Here is a 23,680-nt window from a genome sequence, read left to right as displayed (position 1 = left end):
CGTACCCCCGTCCGGTCGTGGGAGGACGCGGCCCGGGGCGGGGAGGTTGCCCGGCGGTCACCGCGAATTCAGGTGGGAGATGATGGGAGGGCATCCGCACGTGAAGATCTGGAGAGCCTCCATGGCACCGCGCATCCTGCTCGCCCGGCACGGCCAGACCGAATGGTCGCTGCTCGGCCGGCACACCGGCAGGACCGACATTCCCCTGCTCGACGAGGGCCGGCGCGGGGCCAAGCTCCTCGGCGAGCGGCTCGCCCACGGCCCGTGGGCCGGCCTCGACGGCGTCGAGGTGCGCACCAGCCCGCTGGTGCGGGCCCGCGAGACCTGCGACCTGGCCGGTTTCGGCGAGCGCGCCGAGGACTGGGACGCGCTGATGGAGTGGGACTACGGCGCGTACGAGGGGATGACCCCGGCCGAGATCCAGCGGGTGCAGCCGGGCTGGTTCATCTGGCGCGACGGCGTGCCCGACGGAGAGACGATGGCCGAGCTGTCGGCCCGCGCCGACCGGGTCGTGGAGTGGGCCCGCTCGGCCGACCGCGACGTGCTCGTCTTCGCGCACGGCCACATCCTGCGCTCGATCGGCGCGCGCTGGCTGGGCGAGGACGTGTCCTTCGCGGCCCGCATCCGCCTCGACCCGACCAGCCTCTCGGTGCTCGGCTGGGCCTACGGCGACCCGGCGATCGAGCGCTGGAACGACACCGGGCACCTGGAGCAGTAGCCCGGGGGAGCAGGGGGTCGCCGTGGCGGCTCAGTGCGCGGCGATGACCTTGCGGGTCTCCGTCAACAGGCTGCGGATACGGGCCGACTCGACGCCCGCCAGGGAGTCCTCCACCCGCCGTACCTCCGCCGCCGCCTCGTCGGGGCGGCCCGCGCGGGCCAGGTTGCCGGCCAGCTGGGTGCGGTAGAGGGCGAGGTTACGGGCGAAGTGCGGGTCCTGCAGGACCGTGGCGCGCTGGGCGTGGCGGGCGGCCCGGGACCAGTCGCCGAGCAGCGACCAGCACAGCGCCTCCTGCGCCTCCAGTTCCGGCTCCCCGAAGAAGGACATCCACTCCGGGTCGCCCTCGCCGGGGCCCCGCCCGAAGTGGGCGTGCGCCCGGCCGAGCGCCGCCGAGCAGGCGCCGCGGTCGCCGAGCCCGGCCCAGGCCCCGGCCTCCCGGAGGGTGAGCAGCGCGAGCAGCCGGTCGGAGGCGAGCGGTGCCGCGGCCCGCAGCCCGGCCTGGGCGGCCCGTACCGCCTCGCGGTAGCGGCCCGAGTCCCGGGCCAGGAACGAGGCGTTGCAGAAGGCGTGCGCCTCCAAGGCGGAGTCGCCGGCCATCCGGGCGGTGGCCAGGGCCTCGGCGTAGTGCGAGCGGGCGTCGTCGAGCCGGCCCGAGTCGTGGGCGAGCCAGCCGACGGAGATGGCGAGTTCGCCGGCGCCGTTGTGCAGCCGGTCGGCCGTGGCGCGGCGGGCGGTGACGCCCGCGTCGAGCAGGGCGTACGCGGAGCGCAGTGGCTGGGTGGCCCGCCGGTAGAGGCCCTCGGCGCCGTGCCGGTCGTCGAGCAGCCGGATCTGGCGAACCGCTTCCTCTACGGCGCGGACCTCGGCGTCGCCGACGCGGTGGACCGAGCGGGGGGCCGGGATGGCCACGGCGGCCGAGCCGCCGAGTCCCAGCGAGGCGGTCGCCAGGGTGGCGGTGCCGCCGGTCATGAATGCGCGACGCAGCACGTCGCTCTCCTCATCGTTCCGGGTGGTGAAGGCGAGGGGCGGCGGTGCCCCGGCCGCCACGGCGGCCGGCCGCCGGCCGCGAACGGCCTCCCGCGCCGAGAACCCCAGGTCCGCAAGGCTCAGTCCGGGGAACATGTGCAGGAAGACCCGCTCGTACGCGTAGTTCGGGCAGCGGATCTCGCCCGCCTCGACGCGGCCGATGTAGCGGGCGTCGCACGCGACCTGCTCGCCGATCTCCCGTGCCGCCCGGCGGACGGCCGCGGCGAACTCCGCCGGCGAACGCTGTCCGCGGAGCCTGCGGAAGGCGAGATTGGGAACTGCCCGTGACAACGCCATGGCCGAGCCCTCTCCTGGTGCTGCCGGTGTTCCGGCGGGGCAAGAACGTACCTGCTGTGACCGGTCGCCCACGCTGGGTTTGGCAACAAATCGGATATCTCGTACGCGATCTGCCATGAACTGCCATCCTTTGCGGCGGCGTGCCGCCGTAGCCGTTGACGGGGAGCGGCGTTGAACCATGTGGAGAGACGGAACGTGTCTCCTCTTCGAAAACGAGGAGGGTCCCATGGTGGAAATGGTGGAAGCCGGAGCCATCGGGCCGGTCGCCGCGCAGGCGCCGTCCGCCTCGCAGGCGTCGACCGAGCGGCACACCCCCACGGCGGACGCGAGCGCGTCCCCCGGCGAAGCCGTCCGGACGGCCGGGCCGGACGTCGCCGCGCCCTGCGACCTGGTGACCGTGCCGGCCCGGCAGGGCCTGGAGGCCGTGGACATCCTGCGCCGCGGCGGCGCCCCGGCGGTCGGCCCGGTGCTGCACGACGGGGCCTGCGACACGCTCGGCTTCCTGGTGCCGCCGGGCACCGCGGCGGGCTGGGACATGCCGGGCAGCGCGTGTACGAGGACGGACGGGCGCGGGCTGCGGATCCCGGAGCCGCCGGAGCTCCCGGGCCCGGACGGCGCCACTCCGCGCCCCGCCGACTGGCTGTTGCCGCCCGGCGACAGCGGTGAGGTCACGGACCCGGCGATGTTGCGGGAGGCGCTCGGGCAGGCGGCACGGTTGATCGAGGCGGCGGATGGGTGTCGCTGACGGTTTGAGGGGCGGGGGTGGGTGCCGCCGGTGGGTTGGTGCGGCGCCGTCGTGGTTGCTCGTGCCCACGCGGCGGAGCCGCAAGTGTCACAGTCCCGCGCCCCTGGGGTCCGGCCGTCCGTAGGCTGGGTGCGGCGCCGTCGTGGTTGCTCGCGCAGTTCCCCGCGCCCCTACCGGGGCGCAGCTGGTCGTCACCTGCGTCGATAATGAGGGCGTGGCCAGGAACAGACAGCGGGAGCGGGCGGCGGAGGCTGCGGCGGTCGTCGAGCAGGTGGACGGCGGGCTCGCGGAGCTCATACCCGACCGGGAGCGGGCGCGGGGCTGGACGCTGCTGATCGACGGCGCCCCGCAGTCGCACGTGGACCTCGACGACCCCGCGTACCTGTCCTTCGAGTACCAGCGGCGCCTCGGCCACATCGCCGACCTCGTCGCGCCGGCGAACCGGCCGGTCCAGGTCGTGCACCTCGGCGGCGGCGCCTTCACCCTCGCCCGGTACGTGGCGGCCACCCGCCCGCGCTCGACCCAGCAGATCGTCGAGCTGGACGGGCCGCTCGTGCAGCTCGTGCGGCGGGAGCTGCCGCTCGACGCGGGGGCCAGGATCCGGGTCCGTTCGACCGACGCGCGCGCCGGGCTCGGCAAGGTCCAGGACGGCTGGGCCGACCTGATCATCGCCGACGTGTTCAGCGGCGCCCGTACCCCCGCGCATCTGACCAGTACGGAGTTCCTCGCCGAGGTGCGCAGGGTGCTGCGGCCCGGCGGCTTCTACGCGGCCAACCTCGCCGACGGCCCGCCGCTGGCCCATCTCCGCGGCCAGATCGCGACCGCCGCCGCCGTCTTCCCGGAGCTCGCGCTCGCCGCCGACCCGACCGTGCTGCGCGGGCGCCGCTTCGGCAACGCCGTACTGCTCGCCTCCGACCGCGTGCTGCCGGTGGCCGAGCTGACCCGGCGGGTCGCGACCGACCCGCACCCGGGGCGGGTGGAGCACGGGCGGGCGCTCGCCGACTTCACCGGCGGGGCGGCCGCGGTCACCGACGCCGGCGCCAAGCCCTCACCCGTACCGCCCGCCTCCGTCTTCCGCTGATCAGGCAGTCAGACAGCGCGTTCGTCGATCTCCACGCGCGGCGCCGAGTCGTGCCACAGGCAGAAGACGGAGATCTCCCGCCCGTCCTTGGTGAAGGTCACCCGGATCCAGGTGGGCTGCTTCCACACCTGCATCTGCCAGCCCGACTCGGGCGTCGCGTTCACCAGTTCCGCCGAGGACGGGCCCAGATCGAAGACGGCCCGGCCGCCGTCCGTGCCGTAACTCTTCACGTTGCCGCTCGTGTCCGCCGGCGGCTTCGCGGAGGCCGGCTGCCGGGGCGCGGCCGGGGCAGTGGTCGGCGGCTGCGACGGGATGCCGGTGCCCGGGCCGGCGGAGGGGGTGGCCGTGGGCGCCGACGGGGTCGCGGCCGAGGTGGGCGCGCCGATCGAGGCGCCGTCCGAGCCCGTGGCGCCGGACGGGATGGGCAGCGCGCGCGGCGGGTCGTAGACCGTGCCGGCCAGCACCGTGTGCACCCCCCACCAGGAGAGGGTGACCGCCGCGCCCGTGGCGAGCGACCACGCCAGGGCGTGAACCAGACCTCTTCGCACCGGGTCATCCTGCCATCCGCCGGCCGTCCCGCTGTCCCCCGGATGGCGTACGGTGCGGGCCATGGCAAGTGTGCTCGTGGTCGAGGACGACCAGTTCGTCCGTTCCGCCCTCATCCGGCATCTCACCGAGGCCTCCCACACCGTGCGGAGCGTCGGGACGGCCCTGGAGGCGTTGCGCGAGGTCGCCCATTTCCGCTTCGACGTGGTCATCCTCGACCTCGGGCTGCCCGATCTCGACGGGGCCGAGGCGCTGAAGATGCTGCGCGGGATCACCGACGTGCCGGTGATCATCGCGACCGCGCGCGACGACGAGGCCGAGATCGTACGGCTGCTCAACGACGGGGCCGACGACTATCTGACCAAGCCGTTCTCCGTGGAGCACCTGTCCGCGCGGATGACCGCCGTCCTGCGCCGGGCCCGCTCCTCGGCGGGCGAGGCGCCGCCGTCCCGGGAGCTGCGGGTCGGCGGGCTCGCCATCGACCCGCTCAGGCGGCAGGCGGCGCTCGACGGGGCGGCGCTCGACCTGACCCGTCGCGAGTTCGACCTGCTCGCCTTCCTCGCCGGGCGGCCCGGGGTGGTCGTCTCGCGCAAGGAGCTGCTCGCCGAGGTGTGGCAGCAGGCGTACGGGGACGACCAGACCATCGACGTCCATCTGTCGTGGCTGCGACGGAAACTGGGCGAGACGGCGGCCCGGCCCCGCTATCTGCACACCCTGCGCGGGGTGGGCGTCAAGCTGGAGCCGCCGGCCGCGGCCGCCGAGGCCCGGCCGTGAGGTGGGCGCTGGTCAAGGTGTCGCTCGCCGTCACCGTGATGGTCGTGGTCGCCTTCGCCGTACCCCTCGGGCTCGTCGTCAAGGAGATGGCCCGCGACCGGGCCTTCTCCAACGCCGAGCGGCGGGCCTCCGGCCTGGCGCCGGTGCTCGCCATCACCACCGACCGCGAGCAGCTAAAACGGGCCGTCGCCACCACCGACGACGGCGCGGAGGGGCGGCTCGCCGTCCATCTGCCCGGCAGGGGGCAGGCGATCGGGTCCCGGCGGGCGAGCGGCGAGGACCTGGGCACGACGCGGCGGCTCGGGCGGGCGACGATCGCGGAGGTGCCGGGCGGGTTCGTGCTGCTCCAGCCCACCGCGGTCAGCTCGGGGCAGGTCGCCGTCGTCGAACTCTTCGTGCCCGAGGGCGAGGTCAGCAACGGCGTCGCGACGGCGTGGCTGGTGCTCGCCGCGGTCGGCGTGGCCCTGATCGTCGGATCGGTCGCGGTCGCCGACCGGCTCGGCCTGCGCATGGTGCAGCCCGCGCAGCGACTCGCCCGCGCCGCGCACGAACTCGGCGAGGGGCGGCTTGGCGCGCGGGTACGGGAGGAGGGGCCGCCGGAGCTCAAGTCCGCGGCCGTCGCCTTCAACTCGATGGCCGACCAGGTCGTCCAGCTCCTCGCCAACGAGCGCGAACTCGCCGCCGACCTCTCCCACCGGCTGCGCACCCCGCTCACCGTGCTCCGCCTCAACGCGGCCTCGCTGGGCTCCGGCCCGGCCGCCGAGCAGACCCGGGCCGCGGTCGAGCAGCTGGAGCGCGAGGTCGACACCATCATCCGGACGGCCCGGGAGGCCAAGCCGCAGACCCAGGCCACCGCGCCGGTCGCCGGCTGCGACGCGGCGGAAGTGGTGCGCGAGCGGATGGACTTCTGGTCGGCGCTCGCGGAGGACGAGGGCCGGAAGGTACGGGTCGCGGGCGTCGACCGTCCGGTCCGCATCCCGGTCGCGCGCCCCGAACTCGTCGCCGCGCTCGACGCCCTCCTCGGCAACGTCTTCCGGCACACCCCGGAGGGCACGGCCTTCTCCGTGGACCTCCACAACGGCGACGACGCCGTCATCGTCCTGGTCTCCGACGCCGGCCCCGGCATCCCCGACCCCGCCGCCGCGCTCGCCCGCGGCGCGGGCAGCGGCCGCGACGGCTCCACCGGCCTCGGCCTCGACATCGCCCGCCGGATGGCGGAGGCCACCGGCGGCGACGTCCGCATCGGCCGCTCCGTCCTCGGCGGCACCGAGATCCGCATCTGGATCGCCCTCGACGCCCGCCGCGCCCCCACCCCGGGCCCCCGCCGCGGCCGCCGCGCGGGTGCGGGCCGCCGAGGACGCGGCCAGAAGGGCTGAGCGGGTCCGCGAGTCCGGTTTCGGGGGGTCTTCACGGCGCAACCTTTTGCCGTCCCGATGTCCTCCTTAAGCGGACCCTAAGAATCCCAACCCCGCACCGACATCAGGCATTTGTCCGTTTCCGAGTCGCTAGCGTGCTGCCGCACCCCACCACCCTCCACACCCCCGGCACACAGAGGCAGGCACGCGATGGGCACCAGCGCACACCGGCGCAAGGCGAGCGTCAGGACCAAGGCGATCGGGGCGGTCGTGGCCGCGGCTGTCATCGGGGGCGCGGCGTCCGCGCTCTCCGGGACCGCGCAGGCCGCGTCCGTCGGCGCGGCCTACACCAGGACGAGCTCCTGGACCGGCGGCTACACCGGGCAGTACGTCGTCACCAACGAGACCGACGCGCCGCAGTCGGACTGGACGCTGGAGTTCGACCTGCCGGAGGGGACCACGATCGGGTCGCTGTGGAACGGTGAGCACACCGTGTCCGGGCGGCACGTCACCGTGAAGCCCGCGAGCTGGAACCGGCAGCTCGCGCCCGGGCAGTCCGTCACCGTCGGGTTCGTGACCTCCGCGTCCGGGCAGGCCGGGGACCCCGTCAACTGCCTCATCAACAAGGCCAGCTGCGCCGCCGGCGGCCCCGCGCCCACCCCCACCGGGCGTCCCACGACCACCGCGCCCACCCCGAGCCCGACGCCCACCAAGACGGCCAGCCCGACGCCCACGCCCACGCCCACCAGGACCGTCACCCCGACGCCCACCCCCACCACGACCACTCCGCCCCCGACCAGCGGCTCCGCGAAGTTCGCGCCGTACGTCGACACCTCCCTCTACCCCGCGTACGACCTCCTCTCCACCGTCGACGCGACCGGCGTCAAGGAGTTCAACCTCGCCTTCATCACCTCCGGCGGCAGCTGCGCCCCGCTCTGGGGCGGGGTCACCGACCTCGCCTCGGACAAGGTCGCCGCGCAGATCGGGGCACTGCGCGCCAAGGGCGGGGACGTGCGGGTGTCGTTCGGCGGGGCCGCCGGGCACGAGCTGGCGCTCAACTGCTCGACCGCGGACGCGCTGGCCGCCGCGTACGGCAAGGTCGTCGACCAGTACAAGCTCACCAAGGTCGACTTCGACATCGAGGGCGCCGCGCTCCCCGACACCGCCGCCAACTCCCGCCGCTCCCAGGCCATCGCGCAGCTCCAGAAGTCCCACCCGGGCCTGAACGTGTCGTTCACCCTGCCCGTCATGCCCGAGGGCCTGACCCAGCCGGGCGTGGACCTGATCGCCGACGCGAAGCGCAACGGCGTCCGGGTCGACGCCGTGAACATCATGGCGATGGACTACGGACCGGCCTACAGCGGCGACATGGGCACGTACGCGATCCAGGCCGCCACCGCCACCCAGGCCCAGATCAAGGGCGTCCTCGGGCTCTCCGACGCGGCCGCCTGGAAGGCCGTCGCCGTCACCCCGATGATCGGCGTCAATGACGTCTCGTCCGAGATCTTCAAGGTCGACGACGCCACCCAGCTCGTGGACTTCGCCAAGTCCAAGGGCATCGGCTGGCTGGCGATGTGGTCGGCGACCCGCGACAAGCAGTGCGCGTCCGGCGCCGTGAACTACGCCGACCCGACCTGCTCCTCGATCCTCCAGCAGCCGCTGGCCTTCACCAAGGCCTTCGGCGCCTACAAGTAACACCCCAGGCCACCGAGTCCACCCCTGGCCCCCCACACCGCGCGCCCCGGACGGTCCCACCCCCACCATCGTCCGGGGCGCGCTCCTCTCTCCCCACGCTCACCCCTTCACGGCGCCCCGCATCACCCCACCCACCACCAGCCGCCCGAGCACCGCGAACACGAGCAGCAGCGGCACCGTGCCGAGCAGCGCGCCCGCCATCACCACCGAGCGGTCCGGGATGTAACCGCGGCCCAGACCGGTCAGCGCCACCTGCACCGTCGGACTGCCCGTCTGGGTCAGCACGAGCACCGGCCAGAAGAAGTCGTTCCAGGCCGCCACGAAGGTCAGCGTGCCGAGCACCGCCATCGCCGGACGGGCCGCCGGGAACACCACGTGCCACACGATCCGCAGCGGTCCCGCCCCGTCCATCCGCGCCGCCTCGACCAGTTCGGCCGGCAGCGCGCGCAGCAGGTGCTGCCGCATGAAGAACACCCCGAACGCCGACACGAGTCCTGGCAGCACCACCGCCCGCAGCTCGTCCGTCCATTGCAGCCGGGCCACGAGCAGATACAGCGGTACGACGCCGAGCTGCGGCGGGATCAGCATCGTCCCCACCACAAGGGCGAACAGCGCGCCCCGGAAGCGGAACCGCAGCCGCGCGAAGGCGAAACCGGCCAGGGTCGCCACCAGGACCGTGCCCGCCGCGACCAGCCCCGCCACGAGCAGCGTGTTGAAGAGCGCCGCGCCGAGGCGGGCGTCGGTCCAGGCCACGGCCAGGTGCTCCGGCAGGTTCCGGCCGAAGCGCAGCGGCGGCGGGGTGTGCGCGAGCCGGGTGGTCGTCCGCGATGCCGCCACCCCCGCCCACAGCAGCGGGAAGAGGGAGACCGCGCAGAACAGCAGGAGCAGGGTGTACGTGCCCCAGCCCGCCCGCTCGCCCCCCTGACCCCGCTCGCCCCGCATCAGGCCCGCCCCCGGGGCCGCGAGCGCACGAGCCGGGCCGCCCCGAACACGACGAGCAGGATCAGCAGCATCACCCAGGCGATCGCCGAGGCCCGCCCCAGATGCAGGTTCACCCACCCCTGCTCGTACAGGTAGAGCCCCAGCGTCTGGAACTGGTGGTCCGCCCCGCCCGAGGCCCCCGTCCCGGCGTCGAACAGCAGCGGCTCGCCGAACAGCTGGGTCGCCCCGATCGTCGACACGACGACCGTGAACAGGATCGTCGGCCGCAGCGCCGGCAGCGTGACGTGGACGAACCGCCGCCACCGCGAGGCCCCGTCGAGCGCCGCCGCCTCGTACAGCTCGCGTGGCACCGTCTGCATCGCCGCCAGATAGATCAGCGCGTTGTAGCCGGTCCACCGCCACACCACGATCGCCGACACCGCCGCCTTCGCCGCCCACGGCCCGTTCTGCCAGTCCACCGGCGCCAGCCCGGCCGCCGTGAACGCCCAGTTCACCGGCCCGTGTTCGCGCCCGAAGAGCAGCGCGAACACCAGCGTCGCCGCCGCCACCGAGGTCGCGTACGGCGCGAGCGCCACCACCCGGAAGAAGCCGCGGGCCCGCAGCCGCGCGTCGAGCAGGTGCGCCACCCCGAGCGCGAGCAGCAGCTGGGGCACCGTCGAGAGCACGCCGATCACGAAGGTGTTGCCCAGCGCGTTCCAGAAGTACGGATCCTCGGCGAGCCGGGTGTAGTTGCGCAGGCCCACCCACTCGGGCCGGTCGAGCGCCGTCAGCTCGACCCGGTGCAGCGACGCCCAGCCGGTGTAGAGGAGGGGGAAGAGCCCGAAGGCGCCGAAGAGGACGAAGAAGGGCGCGACGAGCCCGTACGGCACCCAGCGGTCGACGCGCTGCCTCACCCTCACCGGTCCAGGGCGTTGTCGATCGACCGCAGCGCGTCCGCCCAGGCCTCGTCCGGGTCGCGACCCGTCTGGTCGACCAGGAGCATGCCGCCGTCGGTCAGGAGCTGGGCGACCAGGCCCTCCTTCGGGCCGATCGGCGCCGACGGCACGCCGCGGGCCGCCGCCCCGAAGATCGCGCCCACCGGGGTGTCGCCGAAGTACGGATGGCGGGCGCCGGCCACCGACGGCAGGGCGTGCGCGGCGGAGGCGCTCGGGAAGCTGCCCCGGCGGGCGAAGACCCGGGCCTGCTGGGCCGGGGCGGTCAGCCAGGCGGCGAGCTCGGCCGCCTCCGCCCGGTGCGGGCCGGCCTTGGGGACGACCAGGAAGGAACCGCCCCGGTTGCCCGGCCGGGGCGCCGCCGCCACGTCCCAGCGGCCCCGCCCCGCCGGGCCCGCCTTGTCCTCGATGTAGCCGAGCATCCAGGCCGGGCACACCACGGTCGCGAAGGCCCCGTTCGCGAAGCCCTGGTCCCAGCCGGGCGTGAACTGCTGCAGCCGGGCCGTGAGCCCCTGCCGGGCGAAGGCCGCGGCGAGGTCCCAGGCCTCCCGTACGCCCGGGTCGGAGCCGATCACGAGGGCGCCCCGCTCGTCGTAGAAGCGCCGGGGGTTGCTGCTGACGACCGCCGAGAGGACCCCGGACGCCGAGTCCGTGAACGCCGTCCCGGCCGGCGCCTTCGCCGCGAACCGCCGCCCCGCCGCCAGGAACCGCCGCCAGTCCCCGGCCCACAGCCGCCCCACCTCCGCCCGGCCGGTCGGCAGCCCGGCCCGCGCGAACAGGTCCTTGCGGTAGCAGACCGCCTGCGGGCCGACGTCCGTGCCGAGCGCGACCGTGCGCCCGTCCCGGCCGGTGCCCTGCGCCCACTTCCACGGCAGGAACGCCGCCCGGTCCACCCCCGGCACCGCGCCCAGGTCCACCAGGCGCGGCCCCTGCGTGCCGACCACCTCGGCGATGTTCCCGACCTCCACGGCCTGCACGTCGGCGAGGCCGGAGCCGGTGACCAGATGGGTGATCAGCTGCGGGTAGTAGTTCTCGTTCCGCTCGATCGAGGTCTGCCGGACCGCCACGTCGGGATGGAGCCGCATGTACGTGTCGTAGAGCCCGGCCTCCTTGAGCCCGAAGGCCCCGAACACCCCGACCGTCAGCGTGACCGGCCGCCCCGCCGGGTCCACCCCGCCGGATCCTTCGCCGGTTGTACGGCTCGGCCCGGGCGGGTCGGTGGCGCAGCCCGCGGTGAGGCCCGCGCCGAGCAGCAGGGCGAGGGCGAGCGCGGTGACCCGCCGGACGGCGGCGCGACGGGGGCCGCTGCTGCTTCTCGTACGCCGGGGCATGGCGCGACCGTAGTGCGGTCCGGTGGGCCGCCCGGGGACGCTCGCCGATGAAGGCCCCGGCGGGTGAATCCCCGGCGGGTGAGGCCTTGACGTGCGAGGCTGACGGGACCGGAGGGGGCGAGGGTACGGATGAGTGGTACGAGCGGTACGAGAGGGGAGAACGGGATGAGCATCGAGGTGCGTCCGGCGTCGGACTTCGCGGACACGGCGGCCGTCATCGGCCCGAAGTCGCCGACCGCCACCGTCTGCTGGTGCCTCAGCCATCGCATCCCGGCCAAGCTCGACCACGCGATGCGCGGGCCGGAGCGCGGTGCGTACGTGGCGCAGCTGTGCGCCGGTGCCGTACCGCCCGGGGTCCTCGCGTACGACGGGGACGAGCCGGTCGGCTGGGCGGCCGTGGCGCCGCGCGCCGACACCTCGTACGCCCGCAGCCGCACGATCCCGCACCTCGACGACCTGCCGGTGTGGTCGCTGTGGTGCGTCCGGGTCCGCCCCGGGCACCGCAGGCGGGGCATCTCGCACGCCCTGATCACCGGCGCGGTCGAGTTCGCCCGCGCTCACGGCGCCCCGGTCGTCGAGGCGTACCCGGTGGACAACGGCGACGCGCGGGTCGACACGACCATGGCGTACGCGGGGCTGCGCGGGAACTTCGAGCGCGCCGGGTTCGTCCACGCCGCCGACACCACCTCGGTCCTCGCCGGCCACCCCCGGGTCCTGATGCGGCGCGACCTGCGCTGACGCCGGGACATGCCCTGAGTGCCGTACACATGAACAGGAGGGAACGCGGGGCCGTTAGCATCGCGGGACGCTTGATGACGGCAAGGAAACGGAGTGGGTTGTGGCGCGACCGCGTATGGGTGTGGCGGTGCTGACGATGGGCACACGCCCGAAGGAGCTGCGGGCGCTGCTCGATTCGGTGGCCATGCAGGACGAGCCGCCCGCCCGGGTCGTGGTGATCGGCAACGGCACCGGTTCGCTCGCCGAGCTGCCGGACGGCGTGCACGGCGTGGAGCTCCCGGAGAACCGCGGGGTGTCCGGCGGCCGCAACGTCGCCATCGAGACCCTCCGCTCCTTCGGCGACGTCGATGTCGTCGTGGACCTCGACGACGACGGTCTGCTCGTCGACACCGATGTCTTCCGGCGGCTTGCCGACCTGTACGAGGCGGAGCAGGCGCTCGGCATCGTCTCCTTCCGGATCGCCGACGAGCACGGCGAGACGCAGCGCCGCCACGTGCCCCGGCTGGGCGCCAAGGACCCGATGCGCGGCGGCGAGGTGACCACCTTCCTCGGCGGCGGTCACGGCCTGTCGATGCGGATGCTCGACCAGGTCGGCGGCTGGCCGGAGGACTTCTTCTTCACCCACGAGGAGACCGACCTGGCCTGGCGCGCGCTCGACGCGGGCTGGACCGTGCGGTACGCGCCGGAGCTGCTGCTCCAGCACCCGAAGACCAGCCCGGCCCGGCACGCGGTCTACTACCGGATGACGGCCCGCAACCGGGTCTGGCTGGCGAAGCGGAACCTGCCGGCCCCGCTGGTCCCGGTCTACCTGGGCGTGTGGACCCTGCTGACGATCGCCCGCACCCGCTCCCTGCCGGGGCTGCGCGCCTGGTTCGGCGGCTTCGTCGAGGGCGTCCGCCGGTCCGGCGGCGACCGCCGGCCGATGAGCTGGGCCACGGTCTGGCGGATGGGCCGGCTCGGCCGCCCGCCGGTGATCTGAGACACGCCGCCCGGCCTCGCCCTCTCCAGGGGCGGGGCCGGACCTGCTCCCGGCCCGTGTCGGGTTGTGTCCGGCCCAGGAAACGAGCGAGGCCCCGGTTCTTCCGAACCGGGGCCTCGACCCTTCAGGGTGAGTGACGGGACTCGAACCCGCGGCATCCTGGACCACAACCAGGTGCTCTACCAGCTGAGCTACACCCACCATGACCGGTCATTCGCCCGAGGGCTTCCCTGACCGGCCGAGAAGAAGTCTACAGGGTCTTGGGGGGTGCTCGCGCACACGTTTCTCTCGAGCGTCTTTCCGGCGCGAGCAGGCCCCCTCGCGCCGGCTAGTGGGAGCTGTCGCCGGCGATGACGTGGCGTGCCGCGATCTGCTTCGCGGTCTCCGAGTCCGGGCCGGGCTGCGGCACGAAGATCGCCTCCCGGTAGTAGCGGAGCTCGGCGATCGACTCGCGGATGTCCGCGAGCGCCCGGTGGTTGCCGTTCTTCTCCGGACTGTTGAAGTACGCCCTCGGGTACCAGCGGCGGGCCAGTTCCTTGACCGAGGAGACATCGACGATCCGGTAGTGGAGGTGCTTCTCCAGGGCCGGCATGTCGCGGGCGAGGAAGCCGCGGTCGGTGGAGACCGAGTTCCCGCACAGCGGGGCCTTGCCGGGCTCCTTCACGTGCTCGCGGATGTACGCGAGGACCTGGGCCTCGGCGTCGGCGAGGGTGGTGCCCCCGGCCAGCGCGTCGAGCAGTCCGGACTTCGTGTGCATCTCGCGCACGATCTCCGGCATGGTCTCCAGGGCCGCGTCCGGCGGGCGGATCACGATGTCCACGCCTTCGCCGAGCACGTTCAGTTCCGAGTCGGTGACCAGCGCGGCCACCTCGATGAGTGCGTCGTCCGTCAGCGAGAGCCCGGTCATCTCGCAGTCGATCCACACCATGCGATCGTTCATGCGTCCTACCTTATGGCCGAAGGGGGGCCGGGGCCGAAGAACGGCCGCGGCCACGGAACGGCCGAAGGGCCCCCTGGCTGGTGTCCGGGGGGCCCTTCGGTTTCTCGGTGCGCGCTTTGTGGCGCGCGGTACGGGGGGCCGGTTACGGGGCGCTCCGCTGGCCCGGGAGGGCCGGGCGGCCCGGCGTGAAGGCGTCCGACGGCGGCTTGCCGGGGTCCAGGAGGTGACCCGGACGGCGCGGGGCCGCCGGGACCTGGGCCTGGGCCGGGACCACCGCGTCGAGCAGCGCCGTACCGCCCTCGCCCTGCGGCCGCCGGGCCCGGTACGCCGCCCGGTACGCGGCCGGCGAGGAGCCCAGCTGCCGCCGGAAGTGGCCGCGCAGGGCCACCGGCGAGCGGAAGCCGCAGCGCCCGGCGACCTCGTCGACCGAGTAGTCGGAGGTCTCCAGGAGCCGCTGTGCCTGGAGCACCCGCTGGGTGATCAGCCACTGCAGCGGCGCCGAGCCGGTCAGCGAGCGGAACCGGCGGTCGAAGGTCCGCCGTGACATGTACGCGCGCGCGGCGAGGGTCTCCACGTCGAACTGCTCGTGGAGGTGCTCCAGCGCCCAGGCGACGACCTCGGCCAGCGGGTCGGCGCCGATCTCCTCAGGTAAAGACCTGTCGAGGTAGCGCTCCTGACCGCCGCTGCGCCGCGGCGGGACGACCAGCCGGCGCGCCAGGGCGCCCGCGGCCTCCGTGCCGTGGTCGGTCCGCACGATGTGCAGACACAGATCGATTCCGGCCGCGGTGCCGGCCGAGGTCAGCACGTCGCCGTCGTCGACGAAGAGCTCCCGCGGGTCCACGTGGACCGACGGATAGCGCTTGGCGAGCGTCGGCGCGTACATCCAGTGCGTGGTCGCCGGGCGGCCGTCGAGCAGCCCGGCGGCGGCGAGGACGAACGCGCCGGTGCACAGACCGACGATGCGCGCGCCCTCCTCGTGCGCCCGGCGGAGCGCTTCGAGCGCCTCCGGGGGCGGCGGCGACGTGATGGAACGCCAGGCCGGCACGACGACGGTGCCCGCCCGGCTGATCGCCTCCAGGCCGTAGGGCGCGGTGAGTTCGAGTCCCCCTGTGGTCCGCAGCGGGCCTTCCTCGCCGGCGCACACCAGCAGCCGGTAGCGCGGCACCCCCGCGTCCTGGCGGTCGATGCCGAAAACGGAGAGCGGGATGGAGCTCTCGAAGATGGGGCCACCGCTGAACAGCAGTACCGCGACGACTTCGCGACGGCGGCGCCCGGACAGCTTCCGTGCCGCCTCCGGTGCGGCGGAGTCCTGGCTCATGACGCTAAGCCCCCCTCGGTGTTGGCGTCTCCCTGGTCATGTGGATGTGCCACGTTTCCCCTCGGTTTTGCGCGAGACCCCAGTCTTCGGTATCCATGATCGAATCTACTGCGTCCCGTGGTGCCCGCGTGCCACGTTCTCCTTCCGGCACATTGTCGACATGGCAACTTGGCGTGAAGCATTCGATCGTGAAGCCCAGTACAGCGCGGTGATGCCAGCACCTACGCGGGTTGAGCGGTCTTCGGCCAAGGACTCGCCGAGTACCGGAACTTGGCTGAAAACATACGGGATCGGCTGTGCGACCCTGTCAACTCCGCGAGTGGCGCCCGTCCCGGGGCCCGGTCCGGAGCTCGGTCCGCAGTCCGCGTTCCGAGCGGCGCAGCAGCACCCGGCAGGCCGCGGTGACCGCCGCGAGGCCGAGCGCGGTGCCGGCGGCGCCGCCCAGGGAGGTGCCGTAGACCAGCAGGACGACCGGCACCAGGACGCAGCAGAACACCGCCCAGCGCACCACGTCTCCCCCGGCGTCCGGTCCGACGGTGCCACCGGGTCCGACGGTTCCACCGCTTCCACCGCTTCCACCGGTTCCGCCGGGCCGGTCCGGCGCGGCCCGGCGGCGCCCGCGCGGGCCCGGGGGCCGGCCGTGCGCCGGGGCGCCGCCGGGGGGTACCGGGAGCGCGGTGACCGTCTCGGCGGAGGCGAGCGCGGCGGGGTCAAACGGGGCGTCGGTGTCCATGGGTGACGGTGCGGGCACGGGCGGGCTCCCTGCGACGGTGACGTTGACCTGTGGAAACGAGGAGCGGAACGTTCCGGTCACTGCGCGAGGCGTCCGTTTGGCCCCCGTACGGACACCTGTAGGGCACATCCGGCATTGCGCTACGGCGCGGGGCTCGTGCATGCTCCCTGGGACGCCGTAACGGCGCCCGGCGGTCGCCCCTGGGCACGGGAGGAGTGTCGCCGTACCCTTGGGGGTATGGGCTTGGGAAGATGATTCCCGGACACAGCTCCGCCGCCAACCGTTGTTCCGCTCCCTCTCCCCTTCCGTCCCTCCCAGAGGACCCTCTTCGCCGAGACACCGATGGCCGGTCACGAATTCCCCGAACCCGCGGACCGCAAGCGCGTCGCCGACTCCACGGTCGACCCCCTCGCGGTGGAACAGCCACGCCACTCCTGCGACCCGGCCTTCCGGCACGGCGTCGTCGTCGGCTTCGACGGCTCGACCTCCAGTGAACGCGCCCTCGCGTACGCCATCGGCATGGCCCGCCGCTCCGGCTCCGGCCTGATCATCGTGCACGTGGCCAACCGGCTGCCCACCACCGTGTGGGCCGGCTGCGAACCGCCGGTCTTCGTCGACGTCCCCGACCACCGCACCGAGGTCCTCGGCCTGGAGCTCGCCTGCGCCGACCACCTCTCCGAGGTGCCCTGGATCCTGGTCGAGCGCGGCGGCGACATCTGCCACGAACTGGAGGAGGTCGGCCGGGAGTACTCGGCCGACGCGATCGTGGTCGGCTCGACCCACGGCATCGTCGGGCGGATCTTCGGCTCGGTGGCCGGCCGGCTCGCCCGCCGCGCCCAGCGCCCCGTCATCGTCATCCCGTAACACCGGTCACGGCGACCACACCTCCCACTCCTCTTGCGGGGTCCCCGCCAACTCCCTTGATCCGGCCATAATTTCGGCCTTCCTCAGGTGAATTGTGTGGTTGTGAAGGGTACATAAAAGTCACCGGAACAAAGCGACCCAAGCAGTACAACTGCACACCTGAAGGGAGCCCGCCGTGTCCAATGAAGCCGCCGCGGGAAACAGCACCTCCACCCTCGGACACCTCGCACTCGGCCTGACCCTGCTGGCCTTCGGCATCGGCTCCACCGGCGTGATCGACCACGTCGGCGCGGGCGACGCCGCGGGCCTGGCGACCTGGGTCGGCGGAGTGGCCCTGTTCCTCGTCGGGCTGCTCGCCCTCCGCGCCGGCAACACCGGTGAGGGCACGGCCTATTCGGCGCTCGGCGCCTTCTGGTTCACCTGGGGCACCGGGGTGGGCGACGCCGGTTCGGCCGAGGCCGCCGGGCTCTTCCTGCTGCTGTGGGCGCTGCTCGCGCTCACCCTCACCGTCGCGTCGGGCGGCAGCGGCCTCTTCGGCCAGGGTGTGTACGGGCTGCTCTTCGTCGCCCTGCTCCTGACGGGCATCGGGGCCCTCGCCGACAACGCGGGCCTCGGCAAGGCGGGCGGCTGGGTCGCCGCGGTGGCGGGCCTCGCGGCCTGGTACGGCGCGACGGCGGCGGTGGCCGGCTGGCCGACCTCGCTGGCCCGCGGGTCCCGCGCGGCCGCGGCGAGCTGAGCCCGCACCCGTACCCGTAACAGCGCAGGAAAGAGCGGCCTCCGTGCACCTGGGATGCACGGAGGCCGCTCTTGTGTCCGGTCGACCACCGGGGGACAGGCCCGGTGGGCGGGGGGCCGGGGGACAGGCCCGGCGGCCCCGCTACTCGACCGTGACGGACTTGGCCAGGTTGCGCGGCTTGTCGATGTCGCGGCCCATGGCGAGCGCCGTGTGGTAGGCGAGGAGCTGGAGCGGGATGCCCATCAGGATGGGGTCGAGCTCGTCCTCGTTCTTCGGCACGACGATGGTGTGGTCGGCCTTCTCCTGCGGCTGGTGCGCGACGGCGAGGATGCGGCCGCTGCGGGCCTTGATCTCCTCCAGGGCGCCGCGGTTCTTCTCCAGGAGGTCGTCGTCGGGGACGATGGCGACCGTCGGCAGGGCCGGCTCGATCAGGGCGAGCGGGCCGTGCTTCAGCTCGGAGGCCGGGTAGGCCTCGGCGTGGATGTAGGAGATCTCCTTCAGCTTGAGGGAGGCCTCCAGGGCGACCGGGTAGCCCCGGACGCGGCCGATGAACATCATCGACTGGGCGCCCGCGTACTCCTTGGCCAGCTTCTTGATCTCGTCCTCGGACTTGAGGATCTCCTCGATCTGGCCGGGCAGCTTGCGCAGGCCCTCGATGATCCGCTTGCCGTCGGTGACGGACAGGTCGCGGATGCGGCCGAGGTGCAGGGCGAGCAGCGCGAAGGCCACCACCGTGTTGGTGAAGCACTTGGTGGAGACGACGCAGACCTCGGGGCCTGCGTGCACGTACATGCCGCCGTCCGCCTCGCGGGCGATGGCGGAGCCGACCACGTTGACCACGCCGAGGACGCGGGCGCCCTTGCGCTTGAGCTCCTGGACGGCGGCGAGGACGTCGTACGTCTCGCCGGACTGGGAGACCGCGATGTAGAGGGTGTCGGGGTCGACGACCGGGTTGCGGTAGCGGAACTCGGAGGCCGGCTCGGCGTCGGCGGGGATGCGGGCCATGGACTCGATGAGCCCGGCGCCGATCAGACCGGCGTGGTACGAGGTGCCGCAGCCGAGGATCTTGATCCGGCGGATGGTGCGGGCCTCGCGCGGGTCCAGGTTCAGGCCGCCCAGGTGCACGGTGGAGAAGCGGTCGTCGATCCGGCCGCGCAGCACGCGGTCGACCGCGTCGGGCTGCTCGGAGATCTCCTTGTGCATGAACGTCTCGTGGCCGCCCATGTCATAGGAGGCGGCCTCCCACTCGACCGTCTCGGGGGTGGCCGTGGTGGAGGCGCCCGAGGTGGTGTAGGTGCGGAAGTCGTCGGCCTTGAGGGTGGCCATCTCGCCGTCGTCGAGGGTGACGACCTGGCGGGTGTGGGCGATCAGGGCGGCGACGTCGGAGGCGACGAGCATCTCCTTCTCGCCGATGCCGAGGATGACCGGGGAGCCGTTGCGGGCCACCACGATGCGGTCGTTGAAGTCGGCGTGCATCACGGCGATGCCGTAGGTGCCCTCGATGTGCTTGAGCGCCTCGCGGACCTTCTCCTCAAGCGTCTCGGCCTGGGAGCGGGCGATCAGGTGGGTGATCACCTCGGTGTCGGTCTCGGAGGCGAAGACGACGCCCTCGGCCTCCAGCTTGGCGCGGAGCTCGGCCGCGTTGTCGACGATGCCGTTGTGGACGACCGCGACCTTGTTCTCGGGGTCCAGGTGGGGGTGCGAGTTGATGTCGCTGGGCGCGCCGTGGGTGGCCCAGCGGGTGTGGGCGATGCCGGTGGTGCCGGTGAAGCGCTTGGGGACCCTGGCCTCCAGGTCGCGGACCCGGCCCTTGGCCTTGACCATCTTCAGGCCGGCGGCCTTCGGGCTGGTGACGACCATGCCGGCCGAGTCGTAGCCGCGGTACTCGAGGCGGGCCAGGCCCTCCAGGAGCAGCGGGGCCACGTCGCGCTTACCGATGTAACCGACAATTCCGCACATAAAGGTGAAACCCCTCCAGGTTGACGACAGGTGCTGTTCGGCCGTGTTCCGGCTGTGGCTCAGCCGTAGACGATGCGGCGCAGTTGCCGCAGTGAGAGCTCCGGCGGTGCCACCGCGCGGTGCGGCAGTTCGGCCGCGATCCGCTCGAAGATCTCGGCGTTCACCGCCCCGCCGGACTGCAGTTCGCGGTGCCGGCGGCGGACGAAGTCCTCGGTCGACTCGTCGAAGTACGCGAGGACGTCGAGGATCACCCGGGCGGCCTCACCACGCTGGAGCGAGGTGCTGCGGACCAGGTGGTCGATGAGGTCGTCGTGCGACGGGCGGCGTTCGAGCACCCGTGAATACTGAGGGGTACCCGAGGGTTATGGCAACAATCCTGCCCGATTTCGGGCAGGAGGGGTCATGATCGCGCCGCCAGATGGGCTAATTGGTCTACACCTTGACCCTCGACGGGGCAGAGGGTACGCATGGTGACCGTTCGGACACGTCAGCTACGTCAGATGCGTCGGATACGTCAGATGCGTCGGATACGCAAAGCCCGCAGCCACACGCCCGCAGCCGCATGCCTGTCGGACGCCCCGCCGGGCGTACCGCCGGGCATCCCGTCGAAAGGGACCCGTCTGTGACTCCGCGCAGAACGCTTCCGCTCCTCCTGCTCTCCTCCCTGCTCCTCGCCGGTGTGGCCTCCTCCGGTTCCGGGGCAGCCGCCTCCGGCGCCGCCGCCGAACCCCTCGTCCGCCCGCTCGGCGACGTCGTGCCGGCGCCCGCCGCCGTGACCCCCGGCGGCGCCCCGTACACCCTCACCCACCGCACCGCCGTCCGCGTCGACGCCGCCGACCACGAGTCCCGCGCGATCGGCCGCTACCTCGCCGGAGTGCTCCGCCCCTCCACCGGCTATCCGCTGCCCGTCGTCGACGACCACGCGGCCCGCGGCGGCATCCTGCTGCGGATCGACCGGCGCGCCACCGCCCTCGGCGACGAGGGGTACGAGCTGCGCTCCGGCCGCGCCGGCGTCACCCTCACCGCCCGCGCCCCCGCCGGACTGTTCCGCGGCGTACAGACCCTGCGCCAGCAGCTGCCCGCCGCCGTCGAGCGGCGCACCGTGCAGTCCGGGCCCTGGCAGATCGCCGGCGGCACCGTCACCGACACCCCGCGCTTCGCCTACCGCGGCGCGATGCTCGACGTCGCCCGGCACTTCTTCACCGTCGACCAGGTCAAGCGCTACATCGACCAGCTCGCCCTCTACAAGGTCAACACCCTGCATCTGCACCTCAGCGACGACCAGGGCTGGCGCATCGCGATCGACTCCTGGCCCCGGCTCGCCGCGTACGGCGGCTCCACCCAGGTCGGCGGCGGCCCCGGCGGCTCCTACAGCAAGGACGACTACCAGGAGATCGTCCGCTACGCCGCCTCCCGCTACCAGGAGGTCGTGCCCGAGATCGACATGCCCGGCCACACCAACGCGGCCCTCGCCTCCTACGCCGAGCTCAACTGCGACCGCGCCGCCCCGCCGCTCTACACCGGCACCGGCGTCGGCTTCAGCTCGCTGTGCGTGCCGAACGACCGCACGTACGACTTCGTGGAGGACGTGATCCGCGAGCTCGCCGTACTCACCCCCGGCCGCTACCTCCACATCGGCGGCGACGAGGCGCACTCCACCAGCCACGCCGACTACGTGGCCTTCATGGACCGGGTCCAGCCGCTCGTCGCGAAGTACGGCAAGACCGTCATCGGCTGGCACCAGCTCACCGGTGCCCGGCCCGCGCCCTCGGCGGCGGCGCGGTCCGCGCCCGGCGCGCTCGTCCAGTACTGGGGTCTCGACCGCTCGCCGGCCGCCGAGAAGGCGCAGGTCGCGGCGGCCGGGCGGGCCGGGACCGGGATCATCCTGTCGCCCGCCGACCGGGCGTACCTCGACATGAAGTACACGAAGGAGACCCCGCTCGGGCTCTCCTGGGCCGGTTACGTCGAGGTGCGGCGCTCGTACGACTGGGACCCGGGCGCGCTGCTGCCGGGGCTGCCCGAGGTGGCGGTCGCGGGCGTCGAGGCGCCGCTGTGGACGGAGACCGTCTCGCAGGGCGTCCACATCGACCGGATGGCCTTCCCGCGGGTGGCCGGCATCGCCGAACTCGGCTGGTCGCCGGCGGCCGCCCACGACTGGGAGGCGTACCGGGCGCGGCTCGCGCAGCAGGGGCCGCGGCTGGACGCGCTCGGCATCGACTACTACCGCTCGCCGCAGGTGCCGTGGGTGTAGGCCGGGGCTGAGCCCGCAGGCCGGGAATGGGCCAGGTGGCGCGCTCTGGGTGCGGGGGCGGGCGCCGGTACGGAGACTTGCGGCATGTCCGTGCCGCCAGGGGAACCGTCCCGGCCGGCGCCCGCGCCGCCCAGGGTGTCGTACGTCGACAAGGTGGCGTACATCGTGGCGCCGGGGACCATCGTCATCGGTCTGCTGTACTACTTCGGCAGCGTCTACACCGACACCTACTACGCGACCTTCGGTGTACCGGCGGCCGACCTCCAGCTGTCCGTCCAGACCTATCTGGCCAAGAGTCCGAGGGCGATCTTCGGCCCGGTGTGGTTCCTGCTGATCTGCGGGCTGGTCGTGGTCCTCGTGCTCGGCCGGGTCGGCCTGCTGCTCGACCGCCCCGGGAGGGAGCAGCGGCGCCGCACGGTGTGCTGGGCGCTGCTCGTCGGCGGCCTCCTCATGACGCTCCTGGGACTGCCGATCTTCTTCGGATGGCGGATTCCGCTGCCCTTCCCCGACAGCTGGTGGTTCACCCGGTTCGTCCCGCCCTGCCTCGTGGCGCTCGGCGCCACCCTGGCCTTCTTCGCCGTGCAGCAGCGTCTGCAGCGGATCGCCGTCGATCCGCGGCGGCGCGACGGGACCGCCGACCGGATGTGGACCGCGGGCGGTGCCCTGCTGATCGGGCTGCTCGCCATGAGTCTGTTCTTCGGCATTTCGCAGTACGTCGTCGACTCGGCGAAGAGCGAGGCCTTGGGGGTCATCGAAGGGGGGAGCCGGGCGAGCCTGCTCGTGGTGGTCTATTCGCGCATCCCGATCACGCACGACGCGCACGGCATCGGGTACAAGGACATGGGCGCCGAGAGGGGCCCGTACCGGCATCGGTACACCGGATTCCGGCTGCTCGTGAAGTCCCCCTCCCGTTTCTACCTGGTCTCCCACACGGCTCGGGAAGCGGACTACCAGACGGTCGTGCTGCCCGACGACGACACGGTGCGCGTGGCGCTGACCTCGCCCTAGGGCTCGGTTTTGATGTCGGTCTCCGTCTCGGTCGGCTCGGTGGGCAGCGGGGTGTCTGTCGGGGTCGGCTCGGTGGGGAGCGGGGTCTCCGTCGACGGCGACACCGTCTCCGTGGGGGAGTCCTCGACCGCCTCGCCGGAGAAGGGGACGGTGAGCGTCTCCCCCTGCGAGGTCTGGACCGTCAGCGTTCCGGTGTAGGACCCCGGCTGGTACGCGGTGTGCTGGACGGTCATCTCGCACGACTCGTCGGGGGCCAGCGTGCCGGTGCAGGTACCGAGGTCCGCCGTCGTCTCGCCCGCCTCGGGGTCGTCGTCGCTCGTCTGCGGAGGTGCGAAGTTCATGGGCTCGCGCGAGGAGTTCTTGACCTTCATCCTCCCGCTCCTCGGCTCGCCCACCTTGGCGGTCGGCATACGGGCGGGCGCGGCCTGACCGCCCCCGCCCTTCCCCGGGTAGAGGGTCCCGATCGAGTCTCCGGAGTCCGGCTCGGGGCTCGCCGTCGGCTCCGTCGTCGGCGCCGTCGGATCGATCGGGTCCGGATCTCCGCCTCCCCCGCAGGCGGTCGTCGCGGCGAGGGCCATGGCCAGGGCCGCGCCGGCGAGGCCGCGGGCGATTCGAGTCATCACGTGGCCAAGCTCGCACAACCACGATGCGTAGTCGCCGGGATTCACTCGGTGACACCGTGTGATCGCCTGATCGGAGGGGGGATGCCGGC

General features: G+C 73.2%; 23 protein-coding genes and 1 tRNA gene. 12 read left to right on the top strand and 12 right to left on the bottom strand.

What is annotated here, in order from left to right:
* Window positions 1-121 precede the first annotated feature (121 nt).
* Window positions 122-718, top strand: coding sequence for a histidine phosphatase family protein (locus tag KV205_RS05840; RefSeq protein ID WP_265862675.1), 597 nt, complete (start codon window positions 122-124; stop codon window positions 716-718).
* Between the two features lie 30 nt (window positions 719-748).
* Here the strand turns inward: KV205_RS05840 and KV205_RS05835 are convergent, their stop codons facing one another.
* Window positions 749-2,041 carry a tetratricopeptide repeat protein gene (locus tag KV205_RS05835; protein WP_265862674.1) on the bottom strand — a complete coding sequence of 431 codons (1,293 nt, stop codon included), beginning with the start codon at window positions 2,039-2,041 and terminating at the stop codon, window positions 749-751.
* Between the two features lie 235 nt (window positions 2,042-2,276).
* Between KV205_RS05835 and KV205_RS05830 the strand changes: the two genes are divergently transcribed.
* Window positions 2,277-2,786: a hypothetical protein gene (locus KV205_RS05830; protein WP_265862766.1), complete on the top strand. Its 510-nt coding sequence runs from the start codon at window positions 2,277-2,279 to the stop codon at window positions 2,784-2,786.
* 214 nt (window positions 2,787-3,000) lie between these two features.
* Window positions 3,001-3,867 (top strand): spermidine synthase, encoded by an 867-nt coding sequence (locus tag KV205_RS05825; protein WP_265862672.1) that lies wholly within the window; start codon window positions 3,001-3,003, stop codon window positions 3,865-3,867.
* 8 nt (window positions 3,868-3,875) lie between these two features.
* On the opposite strand, the gene KV205_RS05820 is transcribed toward KV205_RS05825, so the two are convergent.
* A complete protein-coding gene (locus tag KV205_RS05820; protein WP_265862670.1) occupies window positions 3,876-4,415 on the bottom strand; it encodes a hypothetical protein in 540 nt (179 codons plus the stop codon).
* Window positions 4,416-4,476: 61 nt separating this feature from the next.
* On the opposite strand from KV205_RS05820, the gene KV205_RS05815 reads away from it, so the two are divergent.
* From KV205_RS05815 to KV205_RS05805, 3 genes are all read left to right on the top strand, one after another.
* Entirely contained in the window at window positions 4,477-5,187 is a 711-nt protein-coding gene (locus KV205_RS05815; RefSeq protein WP_265862668.1) for a response regulator transcription factor, read from the top strand.
* Window positions 5,184-6,563 carry a HAMP domain-containing sensor histidine kinase gene (locus tag KV205_RS05810; protein WP_265862667.1) on the top strand — a complete coding sequence of 460 codons (1,380 nt, stop codon included), beginning with the start codon at window positions 5,184-5,186 and terminating at the stop codon, window positions 6,561-6,563. Before KV205_RS05815 ends, KV205_RS05810 begins: the two co-directional genes overlap by 4 nt.
* Window positions 6,564-6,752: 189 nt before the next feature.
* Complete coding sequence (locus KV205_RS05805) at window positions 6,753-8,237, top strand: cellulose binding domain-containing protein (RefSeq protein WP_265862665.1); 1,485 nt, start codon at window positions 6,753-6,755, stop codon at window positions 8,235-8,237.
* Window positions 8,238-8,336: 99 nt separating this feature from the next.
* Here KV205_RS05805 and KV205_RS05800 read toward each other — a convergent pair whose 3' ends face one another.
* The 3 genes from KV205_RS05800 to KV205_RS05790 are packed head-to-tail and all read right to left on the bottom strand — an operon-like array spanning window position 8,337 to window position 11,442.
* Window positions 8,337-9,179, bottom strand: a complete 843-nt coding sequence (locus KV205_RS05800; RefSeq protein WP_265862663.1) for a carbohydrate ABC transporter permease — start codon at window positions 9,177-9,179, stop codon at window positions 8,337-8,339.
* Window positions 9,179-10,120 carry a carbohydrate ABC transporter permease gene (locus KV205_RS05795; RefSeq protein ID WP_265862764.1) on the bottom strand — a complete coding sequence of 314 codons (942 nt, stop codon included), beginning with the start codon at window positions 10,118-10,120 and terminating at the stop codon, window positions 9,179-9,181. Before KV205_RS05795 ends, KV205_RS05800 begins: the two co-directional genes overlap by 1 nt.
* Window positions 10,075-11,442 carry an ABC transporter substrate-binding protein gene (locus tag KV205_RS05790; protein WP_265862662.1) on the bottom strand — a complete coding sequence of 456 codons (1,368 nt, stop codon included), beginning with the start codon at window positions 11,440-11,442 and terminating at the stop codon, window positions 10,075-10,077. Before KV205_RS05790 ends, KV205_RS05795 begins: the two co-directional genes overlap by 46 nt.
* A 165-nt stretch (window positions 11,443-11,607) precedes the next feature.
* Between KV205_RS05790 and KV205_RS05785 the strand changes: the two genes are divergently transcribed.
* Together KV205_RS05785 and KV205_RS05780 are read left to right on the top strand one after the other, a co-directional pair.
* Complete coding sequence (locus tag KV205_RS05785) at window positions 11,608-12,180, top strand: GNAT family N-acetyltransferase (protein WP_265862661.1); 573 nt, start codon at window positions 11,608-11,610, stop codon at window positions 12,178-12,180.
* Window positions 12,181-12,295: 115 nt separating this feature from the next.
* Window positions 12,296-13,159: a glycosyltransferase family 2 protein gene (locus KV205_RS05780; RefSeq protein WP_265862762.1), complete on the top strand. Its 864-nt coding sequence runs from the start codon at window positions 12,296-12,298 to the stop codon at window positions 13,157-13,159.
* Between the two features lie 128 nt (window positions 13,160-13,287).
* Here KV205_RS05780 and KV205_RS05775 read toward each other — a convergent pair.
* The 4 genes from KV205_RS05775 to KV205_RS36390 form a co-directional block, all read right to left on the bottom strand.
* A tRNA-His gene (locus KV205_RS05775) sits at window positions 13,288-13,360 on the bottom strand.
* Window positions 13,361-13,487: 127 nt separating this feature from the next.
* Window positions 13,488-14,099, bottom strand: coding sequence for an oligoribonuclease (gene orn / locus KV205_RS05770; RefSeq protein ID WP_265862660.1), 612 nt, complete (start codon window positions 14,097-14,099; stop codon window positions 13,488-13,490).
* 142 nt (window positions 14,100-14,241) lie between these two features.
* Window positions 14,242-15,417: a helix-turn-helix domain-containing protein gene (locus tag KV205_RS05765; protein WP_265862658.1), complete on the bottom strand. Its 1,176-nt coding sequence runs from the start codon at window positions 15,415-15,417 to the stop codon at window positions 14,242-14,244.
* Window positions 15,418-15,724: 307 nt separating this feature from the next.
* Window positions 15,725-15,928 carry a hypothetical protein gene (locus KV205_RS36390; RefSeq protein ID WP_308404062.1) on the bottom strand — a complete coding sequence of 68 codons (204 nt, stop codon included), beginning with the start codon at window positions 15,926-15,928 and terminating at the stop codon, window positions 15,725-15,727.
* Window positions 15,929-16,492: 564 nt separating this feature from the next.
* Here KV205_RS36390 and KV205_RS05755 point away from each other — a divergent pair.
* Window positions 16,493-17,014 (top strand): universal stress protein, encoded by a 522-nt coding sequence (locus KV205_RS05755; RefSeq protein WP_265862657.1) that lies wholly within the window; start codon window positions 16,493-16,495, stop codon window positions 17,012-17,014.
* 175 nt (window positions 17,015-17,189) lie between these two features.
* Window positions 17,190-17,750, top strand: a complete 561-nt coding sequence (locus tag KV205_RS05750; RefSeq protein ID WP_265862656.1) for a GPR1/FUN34/YaaH family transporter — start codon at window positions 17,190-17,192, stop codon at window positions 17,748-17,750.
* 141 nt (window positions 17,751-17,891) lie between these two features.
* On the opposite strand, the gene glmS is transcribed toward KV205_RS05750, so the two are convergent.
* Together glmS and KV205_RS05740 are read right to left on the bottom strand one after the other, a co-directional pair.
* A complete protein-coding gene (glmS, locus tag KV205_RS05745) occupies window positions 17,892-19,709 on the bottom strand; it encodes a glutamine--fructose-6-phosphate transaminase (isomerizing) (protein WP_265862654.1) in 1,818 nt (605 codons plus the stop codon).
* Between the two features lie 59 nt (window positions 19,710-19,768).
* Window positions 19,769-20,044, bottom strand: coding sequence for a hypothetical protein (locus tag KV205_RS05740; protein ID WP_265862652.1), 276 nt, complete (start codon window positions 20,042-20,044; stop codon window positions 19,769-19,771).
* 227 nt (window positions 20,045-20,271) lie between these two features.
* Between KV205_RS05740 and KV205_RS05735 the strand changes: the two genes are divergently transcribed.
* Together KV205_RS05735 and KV205_RS05730 are read left to right on the top strand one after the other, a co-directional pair.
* Window positions 20,272-21,960, top strand: a complete 1,689-nt coding sequence (locus KV205_RS05735; RefSeq protein ID WP_374214628.1) for a beta-N-acetylhexosaminidase — start codon at window positions 20,272-20,274, stop codon at window positions 21,958-21,960.
* Window positions 21,961-22,044: 84 nt separating this feature from the next.
* Window positions 22,045-22,968 (top strand): hypothetical protein, encoded by a 924-nt coding sequence (locus tag KV205_RS05730; protein WP_265862650.1) that lies wholly within the window; start codon window positions 22,045-22,047, stop codon window positions 22,966-22,968.
* On the opposite strand, the gene KV205_RS05725 is transcribed toward KV205_RS05730, so the two are convergent.
* Window positions 22,965-23,591, bottom strand: a complete 627-nt coding sequence (locus tag KV205_RS05725) for a hypothetical protein (protein ID WP_265862648.1) — start codon at window positions 23,589-23,591, stop codon at window positions 22,965-22,967. The genes KV205_RS05730 and KV205_RS05725 overlap by 4 nt on opposite strands.
* Window positions 23,592-23,680 lie beyond the last annotated feature (89 nt).

The sequence above is a fragment of the Streptomyces sp. SKN60 genome (assembly GCF_026236535.1).
Lineage (GTDB): Bacteria > Actinomycetota > Actinomycetes > Streptomycetales > Streptomycetaceae > Streptomyces.
The sequence above is the reverse complement of the archived record's forward strand: the minus strand, read 5'-3'. Positions and strand labels throughout refer to the sequence as shown.